The organism is Pseudomonas sp. NFACC16-2 (assembly GCF_900119205.1).
Lineage (GTDB): Bacteria > Pseudomonadota > Gammaproteobacteria > Pseudomonadales > Pseudomonadaceae > Aquipseudomonas > Aquipseudomonas fluorescens_Q.
In genome coordinates this window covers 64390-79168 of record NZ_FPIX01000003.1, presented here as the reverse complement: position 1 = coordinate 79168, position 14779 = coordinate 64390, and the positions used below count along the sequence as shown (strand labels likewise).

The following is a 14779-nucleotide window of genomic DNA, read 5'->3' as shown; positions in this document are numbered from 1 at the left end:
TGGTTGCTATATTAATCAAAAAAACTTGTACAAAAAGCGTAAAAAATGCGAGATACAAATCGAATCCATCGATTATTTCCGCTGGGCGACCTTTTGCTCTCCAGGTTCCAGCGACTCACGCTCACGATCAAACGCCAAGTAGTACTTATTGACACTATTAACGTAGCTGACGGCGCCCATTCCCACCTGCTCCATGGCAATGCGCTCGACCTGGAAAAACCACTGGTTGGGGTTCAGTCCACGCCGTCGGGCCTCGGCTCGCATACCTTGGACGCGCTCGGGGCCCATGTTGTAGGCGGCCAGGACGAAGGCCATGCGCTCGCGCTCGTTGAGCTTGGGGCTGGCAAAGAACTTGCGGCGGATGAGGGCCAAGTACTTGGCGCCAGCCTGCACATTGGCGTCCAGGTTCTGGATGTTATCGACGCCGACCCGCTGAGCCGCCGATGGGGTGATCTGCATCAGGCCGGTGGGGCCTGTGCCGCTGCGGGCGTTAGGTTGCAGGGCTGATTCCTTGAAGGCCAGGGCCGCCAGGTTGAGCCAGTCCATGCCTTGGGCATCGGCATGTTTTTGCAGCACCGGGCGCAGTTTTTCCAGACGCTGGCGATCAGCCCGGGCCAGCGGATAGTGGACCTGGTACAAGCGCCGGTAGATGCGCAGGAATGCCGCGTCCTCGTTGGCGGGCACCTTGTAGGTCGCCAGGAAGCGGTCGATACTCGCCCGCAGCATGGCGGCGTCACGGCGAACGAACCAATACTCGTCACTCGGCTCGCCGATCAGCACCTGCCGGTCGAAGCGCAACTTGGGCAGGATCTTGCTCCAGCGCTCGGCGATGGGCTGCTCGACGATGGTCAAATGGAAAATCCCACCCTGGACCATTTCCAGGACATCCTCCACAGCTAAGGTGGGATCGACCCATTCAACCTTCACCGGCGGCAGTTTGAGCAGCGCCAGTTTCTGGTTGATCTGGCTCACCGAGTCCCCCGCAGCGCTGCCGTTGGGCAGGGCCAGGGTCTTGCCGGAAAGTTGCTCCACACGGGTGTAGCGCTTCTCGCCCTTGATACCCACCAGCAGCAACGGCACGTCGGTACGGATCGGATCACTGGCGCTGACCGCATGGCCGGCCTGCAGTTCGAGCAACTCACCCGGTGCTACCAGATCGCCCTCCCCGCGCTGTAAAGCGCCGAGCAGTTGGTCCTTGGCCATGGGGATGATCTTGAGGGTGATTTCCTGGCCATCCCGGGCGTGGCCGTTGAGGTATTGCTCGAAGGCTCGCAGCCGATGGTATTCGACGCCAATGGGTTGGCCCTGGACTTCACCGGAGCTGTTGCGGCTCTGGTTGACCAAAACCTTCAACACACGGCTGCTGCGGATTTGCGCCAGGTCGCGCACCGTGCCCGGCGCCACCGCCTGCACCGGCCCGGGCAGCCGCGCCTCGGCCGGCATTGGCAACAACAGCGAACAACACAACAGTAGCAATACCTGGGGACGTGTCATCCACTCTCCGGAAGGAATACTGCGGACCGCCTCCCTTGAAAAAACGAGGCTGAGTCGACAGAAACAGAGCGCCTGGGGCGCTGAAAAAGTGCGGAAGACTGGCACAGTGATGGCTTTTATACCAACCCGATGTGTCTCGCGGCCTTAACAGACAGCCTCAACTCGTTGTAGTTCTTGGCTTTTCTTATAAATCTACAGCTCTGATATGCTTTCCAGCCTTTGGGCCGAGGTAGCACCATGCAACTCATCGATATCGGCGTCAACCTGACCAACCCCAGTTTCGCCGACAAACATCAGGCGGTGCTCGAGCGCGCCCATGAATCCGGGGTCTGCCAACTGGTCTTGACCGGCACCAGTATCGAGGGCAGCGAACAGGCTCTGGAGCTGTGCCAACACCTCGACGAAACGGGCGAGCGGCTGTTTTCCACCGCCGGCATTCACCCCCACAGCGCCAGCGACTGGACCGCCGACAGCGCCCGGCACCTCAAGGATCTGCTGATGTACAGCCGCGTGCGCGCGGTGGGCGAATGCGGGCTGGACTTCAACCGAGACTTCTCCCCCCGACCACAACAGGAAAAGGTCCTGGAAGAACACCTCGCCTTGGCGGTCCAATTGCAATTGCCGGTGTTCCTGCATGAACGCGATGCCGATCAGCGCTTGCTGGACATCCTCCGGGATTTTCGCGATCAGTTGCCGGCAGCCGTGGTGCATTGCTTTACCGGTGAAAAGAAGGCGTTGTTCAGCTATCTCGACCTGGACCTGCACATCGGCATCACTGGCTGGATCTGTGACGAACGCCGGGGCACGCACCTGCACCCGTTGGTGCGCGAAATTCCCCGCGGTCGGCTGATGCTCGAAAGCGACGCGCCGTACCTGCTGCCCCGCACGCTGCGGCCCAAACCCAAGAATGGTCGCAACGAACCGGCCTACCTGACGGAGGTCCTGCGCGAAGTAGCCTTGCACCGGGGCGAAACCCAGGAAGACCTGGCGGCCCACAGCACCGCCTGCGCCCGGGCGTTCTTTGGGTTACCCACGATCTCGTGAACCCTGCAAATCCTTGCTCGCGATAGTGGCGCACCAGCCTGCACATTGGCTGACTGACACACCGCTATCGCGAGCAAGCTCGCTCCCACAAGAGGACTTCGTTGTCTGTTGGCCCACATCAAGACCCAGGGACTTCGCTGCCTGTTGACCCATATCAAAATCCCGTCACCTGAGTAGCGGCAGAATAATGGCACCTTGCCAATGCTGTTTCCGCTATCAGAGAAGACCTTCCATGGGTGCCTGGCTTAGCAATATCTCGCTGAAATACAAATTCTGGGCGGTCAATGCGGTCGCCTTTGTCACCACCTTGCTGCTGGTGCTCTACGCGGTGCACCTCGAACAGCAGGCGCGTAACCACGCGGCCCAGGCGAACGCCCAGGCCCAGGCGCACCTGCTGGATGCCTGGCCTGCCGGAACGCCCTTGCCCAAGGTCGACTATCTCCTGGCATTCCCGCGCGACCAGGTCCCCGTTCTCAACGAACAACCGTTGCCTTCGCTGGCCCAGGCCAACGGCTGGGTCGAACTCGATACCGCGCTGCTGTTTGGCGACGACCCGCTGCTGGGCGCCCAAGTGATCCATCGAGGTGAAAGCCAACGACTCGCCGTGTTGGCCCAAGGTGTGAGCCTGAGCCAAGTGTTCAGTGAACGCTTCAGTCAATACGCAGCAGCCGTGTTCGTGTTGATGCTGGCGATGCTCGGCGCTTCGCAGTTGTTGATCCGTTTTTTGCTCAGCCAGCTCAACACACTCAAAGACGTGATGCTGCACGTGGAAAAAACCGGCGACCTGTCCGCCCGCGTGCCCCTGGCCTGCGAGGACGAAGTGGGCCAGATGGCGGCGGCGTTCAACGCCATGCAGGCCGGTTATCAACGGGTGGTCGACACCGTTGCCAGCACCGCCCGGCAGTTGGACAGTGGTGCCGCGCGCCTGGCGTCGAGCATGAACGATGTTCGCCACGGCATGCTCGGCCAGCAAAGCGAAACCGATCAGGCAGCCACGGCGATCAACGAAATGTCCGCCACGGTTTATCACATCGCCCAGCATGCCGGCGCCACCCGCGATCTGTCGAAAACCGCCGACACCCTGGCCGGCAACGGTCACGACGTGGTCGCCCGGGTGCAACAGTCGATCACCGGGTTGTCTTCGGGTGTGCAGCAGACCGCCGAAATGATCCAGCGCCTGGCCGAAGACAGCCAGAAGATCAATGGCGTGGTCAGTGTGATCCACAGCATCGCCGAACAAACCAATCTGCTGGCCCTGAACGCGGCCATCGAAGCGGCGCGGGCCGGAGAAATGGGCCGAGGCTTTGCCGTGGTGGCCGACGAGGTGCGCAACCTGGCCAAGCGGGTACAGACCTCCACGGATGAAATCACCACCATGGTTTCGGCCCTGCAGGCCGGGACCCGAGACGCGGTGGACTTCATGCAGGAGAGCTCGCTCAAGGCTGACGATTGCGTGCAACAGGCCCGCGAGGCCGGCGATGCGTTGGCACAGATCACCGCTGCGGTGGCGCAAATGCGCGAGAGCAACACCCAGATCGCTGTCGCGGCCGAACAGCAAAGCCATGTCGCCGAGGAAATGAACCGGGCGGTGGTGAGTATTCGCGACGTGACCGAAAACACCGTGCGCCAAACCGTCGACTCAGCCACCACCAGCCATGAACTGGCGACGTTGGCGGGCGAGTTGAGCAAGGCGATCGGGCAGCTCAAGCTTTGAAGACGCCTTCGCGAGCAAGCTCGCTCCAACATGGGGTCTGTCGGGTTCACAAACTTTTGTGTCCAACTCGATCCAATGTGGGAGCGAGCTTGCTCGCGAAGAGGCCAGTACAGTCAACTCAAATGTAACCTTTGAAACTCTATCGCCCCGATAACCAACCTCGATTCGCAGGCACCCTGGTAGGCACCTATTCTTCAAACATAAGTGCACACGAATCGAGGAACAGCATCATGGGCAAACGTCACCCCAATCTTCCGGCCTGGCAATGGCGCGCCTACCCAGACAATCATCGCCACCCCACCAACCTGGTGTTGCACCTGATTGCCGTGCCGCTGTTCATCATCGCTTTTCTGCTGATTGTGTCGGGGGTGTTCAGCTTGAGCCTGGGCGATGTCGCCATCGGCATCATCGGTCTGCTTGCGGCACTCGGCTTGCAACGTCACGGACACAGCCTGGAGACCCAGGCCTCCGAGCCGTTCAGCGATCGCAAGGATGCCGTGTCACGCCTGCTGGTGGAACAGTTCCTGACTTTTCCGCGGTTCTTTCTCAGCGGTGGCTGGTGGCGCGCCTGGCGGGAACGCCACCATCACAACCGCAAGCCTTGACCGAAGCAAGTCTTGATCGGAGCCGCCTTAGCCAAAGATCGTGACCGTCTGCCGGCTCAGGGCGATCAAGCGGCCATCGGCGCTCCAGAACTTCGCGGCGACATGGCCGTAGCCGTCCTGGGCATGTTCGATCTCGGCCAGGTACTTGCACCAGTCCAGTGTCGTGAGCTCCAGCAGCGGCTGGACGAACTCGATGGTCCACGTGAGCGTGCTGCCTGGGGCCATTTGCGAAAGGTGCGGCAACAAGGCTGGCGGCCAGGCATCCACCAAGGCCAGGATATGGCTTTCGTTCAGCGGCTCCTCCTGCACATCACCGCGCAAGCGCACCCAGCCGCCCATGCTCCGGGACTTGTTGCCGCTGAATGGCAAGCCGCCAACGCTCCAGCGCATCGCCAGGTGACGCATGAATTCCGGCGTAGCGCCTTTGACATAAGGCAGTTCCTGGCATTGCTCCACGCTTTTGAATTCTGGCGCGGGATCGGCCTGCACCGCCACCACGGATGAGCGCGATGCGCCGAAACTGCCTTGCACCACGGTCACCACCTGGCCGTTCTGCACCGCGCGCCCCAGCACCTGGCTCACTGCCTTGCCTTCACGCAATACGTCGACTTCGAAACTGACAGGCACATCGGGTTCGACCGGGCCGACAAAGGTGATCGCCAGCGAGCGCACCGGGCGATCCGCAGGCACTTGGGCACGCATCGCCTCATATTGCAGCGCCGCCACCAACCCGCCAAAACTGGCCCGCCCCTGGCCCCATTCAGGCGCAATGCTCACCGCACCTGGCTGCCGGCGCACGGCATCGATCAAATCGGAAAAGCGCATGACGACCTCGAAAACAGGGAAAAGGATGAAGGGATCTTAACCAGCCCGGGCTGGCGGCACAGGGCTCATTCCGGCCAAAGAGACTGACAGAAAAGCCGAGGATCCTGAATCCACCCCAACCCACTGTGGGAGCGAGCTTGCTCGCGATGGCGGCGTATCAGTCAACCTGTATGCAAACTGACCCACCGCCATCGCGAGCAAGCTCGCTCCCACAAGGGGAAATGGGGTGGGTTCAGGATTTTTCGAAGCAACTGGCAATCAGCTTGTCGAGCACCTTGTCGGACTTGGCCTCGGCCTTTTCCATCGCTGCGTGCCAGGTGGGCACACAAGCGTGCAGATCGGTTTCTTCCTTGGCCCTGGCCAGCCACTGCCAGCAATCGTGCCAGTCGCCCAGTGCGGCCTGGGCGGATTTGAGCCGGGGCATGGCCGCTTCAGGCAGGCGATCGAGTTCAGGGTAGGCTTCGATGGCATAGCGCACGCGCTTGATCAGCAGGCGCAATCGATGGCGGTCATGGGCCGGATCGCGCAGGGCTTCGCCGAGTTTCTTCCACTGTTTGTCCAAGCGCTTTTCGATGCGTTTGCGCAAGCCCTTCAGCAACCCCTCGCGCTGGGCGGCACGAATGAAGCGCGGGAAGGCATCGAGGATCATCAGCAACTGCGCCAGTTCAACACTCGCGGCCACGGCGGGATAAGCCTCGGCCATTTGCACCTGGCGTCGCCGCGCCGCCTCGGCCTGGCCATGCTGTTCCAGGTAGGCGGCCAACACTTCCCGGTCGCGCAATGGCGTGGTCAGGCTGCCGACCGCCGAAGCAGCCGTTTCCAGCTGTTCGACGCCGGGCAAACCACGCAATGGACGAAGCAGGCTGCGCAAACGGCGTACCGTGGTCCGCAGGTCATGCAGCGCTTCGCTGTCGGTATGGGCATTCAAGCGGGCCTGACAGGCCAACAGGCGGACTTCCAGGCCCAGTATCCGGGCCACCAGCCGATCGATCATGGGGGGCGTACTCCGTACGCAGCTTCAAGCGTCGAGCTGCAAGCTTCAAGAGAGGAGCGGTGTGCGCCCTTCACTTGTAGCTTGCAGTTCATGGCTTGTCGCTGCCGTTATCGTCCTGCGCGGGACTCACGAATGTAGAAGCGCGCCTTCTCGGCTTTCTTGGCACAGCCTTCGAACGCTTCGAATTGCTGCTGGGTCTTGGCACCCGTCAACAGGGACAGGGCCTTGGAGTAGCTGACGGTGCCGGCAAAACCTTCGGCCTTGGCCAGGTCCAGTTCATGCCAGGCGCTGTCGAGCTGGCTGCCACAACTGTCGCGGTAAGCGGTTTTGCCTGCGCAACCGGCCAGGGCCAAAACCATCAAAGAAGCCACCAAGGGCAGGCGGATCCGGGCTTTCATCAATAACACCTCAAGTCAGGTCAACAGTCGTGCTATTAAGACGGTGGCAACGGCGAAAAGTGCCTTGCTTGACCGCGTAAATTCAAGTGTGAGCGAGCATACGCAAATGCCGTCACGGCGTGTCAAAAAACGACGCGTGCGCCACAACGATTGAGCCAAGTCGTCGATGGGTGCATTGTTGAAATCTGTTTGACAAGAGGCCGGGTCATGACAAAACGTGTCGCATTGGTATTGGGTTCGGGTGGCGCCCGGGGCTATGCCCATATCGGGGTGATCGAAGAAATCGAACGACGTGGCTACGAGATTGCCTGCATCGCCGGTTGTTCCATGGGCGCGGTCGTGGGTGGGATCTATGCGGCGGGCAAGCTTGAGGAGTACCGCAACTGGATTGAAAGCCTGGATTATCTGGACGTCCTGCGCCTGGTAGACGTCAGTTTTCGCCTGGGGGCGATCCGTGGCGAAAAGGTCTTCGGGCAGATCCGCAAGATCGTCGGCGAAATCAACATTGAACAATTGCGTATCCCCTACACCGCCGTCGCGACCGACCTGACCAACCAGCAGGAAATCTGGTTCCAGGAAGGTTGCCTGCATCAGGCAATGCGCGCCTCGGCGGCGATTCCCAGCCTGTTCACGCCGGTGATGCAAGGCAACCGCATGTTGGTGGATGGCGGCCTGCTCAACCCATTGCCGATCGTGCCAGTGGTATCAAGCCACTGCGACCTGATCATCGCGGTCAACCTCAACGCCACCAACCAGAAACAATATCGGTTACCGGTAATCCCGCGCCCCGCCGCGTTCCGGCGGCGCTTCGACACCCTGGTCAGCTCCCTGGGATCGCGCCTGCCGTTTCGCCGCAAGCAGGCCGAGCAGCTGTTGCTGCTGGAGCAGGAAGCCTTGAAGGCCGAAGCCGCTGACATCAATCCGTGGATCGACTCGGCCGAGCCCGAAGGCCAACAACCGGCCGCCGCGCCAGAGAACGAAGGCGCACCGAAATCCGCCACCGGTTCGTTCATCATCGACAACGTCGGCCCGGCCTCGTTGCTGGACTTGATCAACCAGAGCTTCGAAGTGATGCAGACCTCGCTGGCCCAGTACAAGATCGCCGGTTACCCGCCGGACGTGCTGATCAACGTGCCGAAACGGGTGTGCCGGTTCTTCGAGTTCTACAAGGCACCGGAGTTGATCGCACTGGGGCGGGAGATTGCCAGCGATACTTTGGATCGGTATGAGAGTGACCAGAACTGAATGTGATCGCAGCCTCCTGTGGCGAGGGGATTTATCCCCGCTGGGCTGCGAAGCAGCCCTAAAACCTGAACACTCGGTGTATCAGGAAAAAATCATGTCTGAAACTTTTTGGGGCAGCTTCGCAGCCCAGCGGGGATAAATCCCCTCGCCACAACAGTAATGCTTTGGCTTGAAGCTTTTTGGCTAAACAGCACCCTCCCCCAACAACCGATACCCCACCCCCGCCTCGGTCACAATGAATCGCGGTCGGGTCGGGTCGTCGGCCAGTTTCTGGCGCAGGTGGCCGACCACGATCCGCAGGTAGTGACTGTCTTCGGTGTGGGTCGGGCCCCAGATGTCCTTGAGCAGTTGCTGCTGGGTAATGACCCGCCCCGGGTGCCGCGCCAGTTGCGCCAGCACGGCGTACTCCTTGCGAGTCAGGGACACTTCGCAGCCGTCCAGCAGCACGCGTCGATACGCCAGGTCCACCGTCAGCGGGCCGAACTTCAGCGCGGCTTCCTGCGGCTCGCCAGCCGGGGCCTGGCGCAACAAGGCGCGGATGCGGGCGAGAAACTCCTGGATGCCGAACGGCTTGGTCACGTAATCGTTGGCACCATTGTCCAACGCCTCGACCTTCTGCGCTTCGCTGGCCCGCACCGAGAGCACCAGCACCGGCACCGTCGACCATTGGCGAAACTCGCGCAACACCTGTTGGCCGTCCATGTCCGGCAGGCCCAGGTCGAGCACCAGCAGATCGGGCTTGTTCAGCGCCGCTTGGGCCAGCCCTTCGGAGCCGGTGCCGGCTTCCAGCACCTTGTAACCTTGGGAACTCAGGCTGATGCGCAGGAATTTGCGGATCTGCGGTTCGTCATCGATGACCAAAAGGGTCGCGGTCTGGCTCATGGCGCTCGTTCGTTGCAATCAGGTGAAAGGGCAAGCAGATAAGACGAGAGTAACCCAGCGCCGCTCAAGCTTCATCGTCCATGCCCGGTTGCACCTGTAAGGGCAGGTGCAACGCGATGCAGGTGCCGCGCCCGTCGAGACCATCGGCCACGCTGATTCGCCCGCCATGGGCACCGACCATGCCCTGGCAGATGGCCAATCCCAACCCCGTGCCCTGCCCGCCCCGATCGCCGCGCGCGGCGGTATAGAACATGTCGAAGATGTTCTCTCGCTCTTGCTCAGGGATCCCAGGCCCCTCGTCAGCCACCGCAAAAAACACTTCGCTGTCGGTCACGCCGGCGCTCAGCAGCAGTCGCCCGTGAACGGGTGAGAATCGCGCAGCGTTCTCCAGCACGTTTACCAGGGCCTGTTCGATCAACGCCGCATGGACATACAGCAAGGGCAATTCAGCGGGCACCTCGACACTGAGCGCCAGCGGTGCCAACACCGCCCGCAGGCGGTTCAGCGCGCTGCCGACGATATCGGCTGGCGACACCCAGTCTCGCGCCAGCTTCAGAGCGCCGTGGCCAAGACGGGTCATGTCCAGCAGGTTCTGGATGTAGCGATCCAGCCGCTCGGCCTCATCGCGGGTGCCTTCGAGCAGTTCACGGCGATCGGCCAGAGGGATCGCCTCCCCCAGCGCCAACAGGCTGTCGATGCTGCCGCGCATGGACGTCAGCGGCGTGCGCAAGTCATGGGACACCGAAGCCAGCAAGGCGCTGCGCAATTGCTCGGTTTCACCGTGCAGGCGCGCCGCTTCCAGGTCCTGGGCCAGTTGCGCCCGGGCCAACGCCTGGGCCAAGGGTTGACTGAGCGCCGCCAGTAAACGCCGACGCTGACCGCTCAGCGGCTTGCCTTCGTTCGGGCACACACCCAGCAACCCCAGTGGCCCGCCTTCCGCCGACAGCGGCCACCACCACCAGCGTCCGGATGGCAACGTCCCGGTGCCGGCACCGGCGGGCTGGTCATGCTGCCAAGCCCAATCGGCCGCCGCACGTTCGGCCTCGGTGAATGTCAACGGCTCGCCCGTCTCGACCTTCCAATCGTGCTGGCCGTCGCGATTGAGCAGGCAAAGCTGCAAGTCGTGCAGGCCGTTGAGGTGCTGCGCGGCGGCGCTGATCACCGCCTGGCGGTCGGTGGCGGCAGTGAGTTTGCGCGACAGGTCGAGCAGTTCGCCGGTTTCCTGCTGGGTGTCGCGCAAGGCTTGCAATTGTCGGCGCTGACGGGCCGCCAGATTGCCGGTCAGGGCCGCCATCAGCAGGAAAAACACCAGGGTCAGCACGTCTTCTTCGCGCTGGATGGTGAAGGAAAAATTCGGCGGGATGAATAGGAAGTCATAGGCCAGGAACGACAGCGCCGCGCAGGCCAGCGCCGGACCGAGGCTGCTGCGTACCGCCACCAGCAACACTGCCATGAGGAAAACCAGGGAGATATTGGGCAGCGCCAGCCACCCTGAAATACCCCAGGCCAACGCGCTGGCCGCCACGGTCGCCATCAACGCCAGCGCATAGTCGAACCCAGTCTGGACGGCGTTCGAACGCACGCGGGCGGGACGGGGCTGTTCATCGCTGTCCAGCACGTTGATTTCCAGTCCCCGGGCATCGCGCAGCAAGCGTGAAGCCAAGCCACCGCCGAACAACCGTCGCCGCAAACGCGGCCGGGACTGGCCCACCAACAGTAGCGTGGCGCGACGTTCGGTGGCGTGCTGGATCAAGGTCTTGGCGACTTCGCCGGCCCGCAACAGCACCACTTCGCCGCCGAGACGTTCAGCCAACTGCTGGGCATTTTGCAGATACTGTCGCGATGACTCGTCGTGCGCGACGCCACTGTCTACGTGGACCAGGCTCCACGGCAGATGCCGGCGCTGGGCGACGCGGCTGGCGTGGCGCACCAGACGCTCGGCCTGCACGTCGGCGCCTACCCCCACCAGCAAGCGTCCGCGCACCGCCGGCGCGGCCTGGCCCAGTTGCCGATAACCCTGGGCCAAATCGTTGTCCACCTGGGCGGCGGCGGTCTGCATGGCCAGCTCACGCAACGCGGTCAGGTTGGTCTGGGTGAAAAACGCATCGATCGCCGCTCGCGCCTGCTCCGGCACATAGACCTTGCCATCACGCAGGCGCTCCAGCAGCTCGCGCGATGGCAGGTCGATCAACAGCAGTTCATCGGCTTCCTGCAAGACCCAGTCCGGCAGCGTCTCGCGCACCTGCACTCCGGTGATGCCGCGCACCTGGTCGTTGAGGCTTTCCAGGTGCTGGACATTGACGGTGGTGTAGACATCGATGCCGGCGGCGAGCAGTTCCTGAATGTCTTGCCAGCGTTTGGCATGACGACTGCCGGGGGCGTTGCTGTGGGCCAGTTCGTCCACCAGTACCAGGGCCGGGCGGGCCGCGAGCAGGCCGTCGAGATCCATTTCTTCGAGCATGACGCCGCGATATTCCGAACGCACCAACGGTTGCTGCACCAGACCGCCGAGCAGTGCTTCGGTTTCGGCACGACCGTGGGTTTCCACCACGCCGGCGACGACTTTCACGCCTTGACGCAGTTGGCTGTGGGCCGCTTGCAGCATGGCGTAGGTCTTGCCGACACCGGGCGCCGCGCCCAGGAAGACCTTGAGCCGGCCACGATCGTTACGGGGCAGATTGGCTAACAGTGCGTCGGCGCGGCCGGAGTCGCTCATGCTGGGGATTCTCTTGTTTCGAATAGGTTCAGCCATCCTGTGGGAGCGAGCGCGCTCCCACAGGTTCTACAGTTTTTCCAGCGCCAGGTTCAGCGCCAGCACATTCACCACTGGCGGGCCCACCAAAGATTGCTCGGTGTTGTCGTCGAGCAGTTGCTGCAAGGTCGAGGCCGGCAGGTTGCGCGCTGCGGCGACACGCGCCAGTTGATAGGCAATCGCCGCCGCAGGCAAGTGCGGATCCAGCCCGCTGGCGGAGGTGGTCAGCAAGGCCAGCGGCACCGGGCCCTGGCCGGGCACCTGGAGTTTTTGGGCGTCATCGATCACCCGCGAGGCCAGAGCCGGATTGCTCGGAGAGAAGTTGCTGGCGCCGCTGGCAACCGTGGCGAAGGCACCGGCCGACGGCCGTGGATGAAACCACGCATCGCCGGTGAAATCCTGGGCGATCAGCGTCGAGCCACGGACCTTGCCGTCGGCATCGACGACCAGGCTGCCGTTGGCCTGGGCGGGAAACGCGACTTGCGCCACGCCAGTGACCACCAACGGGTACGCGACACCGGTGATCAGGGTCATCAGTAATAACAGGCTCAAGGCCGGGCGAATGAAGGTAAGCATTCAACAATTCCTCAGTTGAAAATACATCTGTGGCGAGGGGATTTATCCCCGCTGGGTTGCGCAGCAACCCCAAAACAATCGCCGTCGTTTTGCCTGACACCCCGCGGTATCAGGCCTGGGGGCTGCTCCGCAACCCAGCGGGGATAAATCCCCTCGCCACAAAGTTCAGTAGCTACATGCACCCACACCTCAAACCAGGTGCAACGCCGTCAGCAACATATCGATCGCCTTGATCCCCACGAACGGCACCACGATCCCGCCCAGGCCATAGATCAGCAGATTGCGTCGCAACAGCGCCGCCGCACTTGCCGCTTGCACGCGCACGCCACGCAGGGCCAGGGGGATCAGCACGACGATGATCAAGGCGTTGAAGACGATGGCCGACACAATCGCGCTCTGGGGGCTGCTCAGGTGCATCACATTCAACACGCCGAGCTGTGGATAAATCGAAGCGAACAGCGCCGGCAGGATCGCGAAGTACTTGGCGATGTCGTTGGCGATGGAAAAGGTGGTCAGTGCGCCACGGGTCACCAGCAGTTCCTTGCCGATCTGCACCACATCAAGCAACTTGGTCGGGTCGCTGTCGAGGTCGACCATGTTGGCCGCTTCCCTCGCGGCCTGGGTACCGTCGTTCATCGCCATGCCGACATCGGCCTGGGCCAGGGCCGGGGCGTCGTTGGCACCGTCGCCGCACATGGCCACCAGCCGACCGTCATTTTGCTCATGACGGATACGCGCCAGTTTTTTCTCCGGCGTGGCCTCCGCCAACACGTCATCGACACCGGCCTCGGCGGCAATCGCCGCAGCGGTCAACGGGTTGTCGCCGGTGACCATCACCGTACGGATTCCCAGCTTGCGCAGCTCGGCAAAGCGCTCGCGAATGCCCGGCTTGACCACGTCCTTGAGATGGATCGCGCCGAGCAACTTGCCGTCCACGCACACCAGCAGCGGGGTGCCGCCACTCTGGGCGATCTTGTCGACCTCCCGCGCCAATGCCTGCGGCAACTCATTGCGTGCAAGGCCGATGAAGTCCAGCAACGAATCCACGGCGCCCTTGCGGTAGATGCGGCCCTGATAGTCGACGCCGGACAAACGGGTTTCCGCACTGAACGGCACGGCCGTCAGCGCTTCGACGCCAGGCTCGGACTGTGGATGCAAACCTCGCAGGTACTCGACGATGGACTTGCCCTCTGCGGTGTCGTCAGCCAACGAGGCGAACAGCGCGCCTTCGGCCAGTTCCTTGGCGCTCACACCGGGGGCGGCATAGACCGCTGTACAGCGACGATTGCCAAAGGTGATGGTGCCGGTCTTGTCCAGCATCAACACATGCACGTCCCCCGCCGCCTCCACCGCACGGCCGGATTTGGCGATCACGTTCAGGCGCACCAGCCGATCCATCCCGGCGATGCCGATGGCCGACAGCAGCCCGCCGATGGTGGTGGGAATCAACGTCACCAACAGCGCCACCAGAAACACCAACGGCAGGTTGGCGTTGGCGAAATGGGCGAACGGTTGCAGCGTCACCACCACCAACAGGAAGATCAGCGTCAGGCCGATCAACAGGATATCCAGCGCCACCTCGTTCGGCGTTTTCTGGCGCTTGGCACCTTCGACCAAGGCGATCATGCGGTCCAGGGTGGACTCGCCGGGATTGCTGGTGATGCGTATCAGCAACCAGTCGGAGACCAGCCGCGTATTGCCGGTGACAGCCGAGCGATCGCCGCCGGACTCGCGGATGACCGGTGCCGATTCGCCGGTGATCGCCGCCTCGTTGACCGCGGCGATGCCTTCGATCACTTCACCGTCGCCGGGGATCATGTCGCCGGCCTCGACGCGCACCACGTCGCCTTTGCGCAGGCGGGTGGCGGGGATAATTTCAAAGCCGCTGGCGGTCTGGCGACGTGCGTTGAGGCCTTCGCTGCCGGCCTTGAGGCTGTCGGCCCGGGCCTTGCCGCGGCCTTCGGCCAAGGCTTCGGCGAAGTTGGCGAACAGCACGGTGAACCACAGCCACAACGCAATTTGCGCAGCCACAAACGTCGGCACGGCGCTGTCGGGGATGAAGCACAACACCGTGGTGAGGATCGCGGTCAGTTCCACCACCAGCATCACCGGCGCGCGGTGCAACTGGCGTGGATCGAGCTTGACGAAGGCTTGCACCAGCGCCGGCCGCCAAAGGGCCGACAGGTGGGTCTTCGGTTGTTCCGGTGCCTTGGCGGCGACGGTTTTGCTCATCGGCATATTCATCATCAG

12 protein-coding genes are annotated in these 14779 nt (G+C 62.5%); 4 read left to right on the top strand and 8 right to left on the bottom strand.

Annotated elements, in window-relative coordinates; all coding sequences use genetic code 11:
* Positions 1–72: 72 nt before the first annotated feature.
* Complete coding sequence (locus BT116_RS04725) at positions 73–1494, bottom strand: MltF family protein (protein WP_072340557.1); 1422 nt, start codon at positions 1492–1494, stop codon at positions 73–75.
* 237 nt (positions 1495–1731) lie between these two features.
* Here BT116_RS04725 and BT116_RS04720 point away from each other — a divergent pair, with 237 nt between their 5' ends.
* From BT116_RS04720 to BT116_RS04710, 3 genes are all read left to right on the top strand, one after another.
* Positions 1732–2538: a TatD family hydrolase gene (locus BT116_RS04720; protein ID WP_072340554.1), complete on the top strand. Its 807-nt coding sequence runs from the start codon at positions 1732–1734 to the stop codon at positions 2536–2538.
* A gap of 232 nt (positions 2539–2770) precedes the next feature.
* Entirely contained in the window at positions 2771–4252 is a 1482-nt protein-coding gene (locus tag BT116_RS04715) for a methyl-accepting chemotaxis protein (protein ID WP_072340551.1), read from the top strand.
* Between the two features lie 230 nt (positions 4253–4482).
* The gene (locus BT116_RS04710) at positions 4483–4857 is read left to right on the top strand and encodes a terminase (protein WP_072340548.1); all 375 of its coding nucleotides are present in this window, start codon (positions 4483–4485) and stop codon (positions 4855–4857) included.
* Positions 4858–4884: 27 nt separating this feature from the next.
* Here the strand turns inward: BT116_RS04710 and BT116_RS04705 are convergent, their stop codons facing one another.
* The 3 genes from BT116_RS04705 to BT116_RS04695 form a co-directional block, all read right to left on the bottom strand.
* Positions 4885–5682, bottom strand: coding sequence for an acyl-CoA thioesterase (locus tag BT116_RS04705; protein ID WP_072340546.1), 798 nt, complete (start codon positions 5680–5682; stop codon positions 4885–4887).
* Between the two features lie 232 nt (positions 5683–5914).
* Positions 5915–6676: a CHAD domain-containing protein gene (locus BT116_RS04700; protein WP_072340542.1), complete on the bottom strand. Its 762-nt coding sequence runs from the start codon at positions 6674–6676 to the stop codon at positions 5915–5917.
* Positions 6677–6783: 107 nt separating this feature from the next.
* The gene (locus BT116_RS04695; RefSeq protein ID WP_003199317.1) at positions 6784–7074 is read right to left on the bottom strand and encodes a hypothetical protein; all 291 of its coding nucleotides are present in this window, start codon (positions 7072–7074) and stop codon (positions 6784–6786) included.
* 207 nt (positions 7075–7281) lie between these two features.
* Here BT116_RS04695 and BT116_RS04690 point away from each other — a divergent pair, with 207 nt between their 5' ends.
* A complete protein-coding gene (locus tag BT116_RS04690) occupies positions 7282–8319 on the top strand; it encodes a patatin-like phospholipase family protein (protein WP_072340538.1) in 1038 nt (345 codons plus the stop codon).
* 183 nt (positions 8320–8502) lie between these two features.
* Here the strand turns inward: BT116_RS04690 and BT116_RS04685 are convergent, their stop codons facing one another.
* The 4 genes from BT116_RS04685 to kdpB all read right to left on the bottom strand — a co-directional run bounded on the left by BT116_RS04685 (position 8503) and on the right by kdpB (position 14773).
* Positions 8503–9201, bottom strand: a complete 699-nt coding sequence (locus BT116_RS04685; RefSeq protein ID WP_072340535.1) for a response regulator — start codon at positions 9199–9201, stop codon at positions 8503–8505.
* 64 nt (positions 9202–9265) lie between these two features.
* Entirely contained in the window at positions 9266–11917 is a 2652-nt protein-coding gene (locus BT116_RS04680) for a sensor histidine kinase (RefSeq protein ID WP_072340532.1), read from the bottom strand.
* A gap of 66 nt (positions 11918–11983) precedes the next feature.
* Positions 11984–12529 (bottom strand): potassium-transporting ATPase subunit KdpC, encoded by a 546-nt coding sequence (gene kdpC / locus BT116_RS04675; protein WP_072340529.1) that lies wholly within the window; start codon positions 12527–12529, stop codon positions 11984–11986.
* Between the two features lie 189 nt (positions 12530–12718).
* Positions 12719–14773, bottom strand: coding sequence for a potassium-transporting ATPase subunit KdpB (kdpB, locus tag BT116_RS04670; protein WP_063322336.1), 2055 nt, complete (start codon positions 14771–14773; stop codon positions 12719–12721).
* Positions 14774–14779 lie beyond the last annotated feature (6 nt).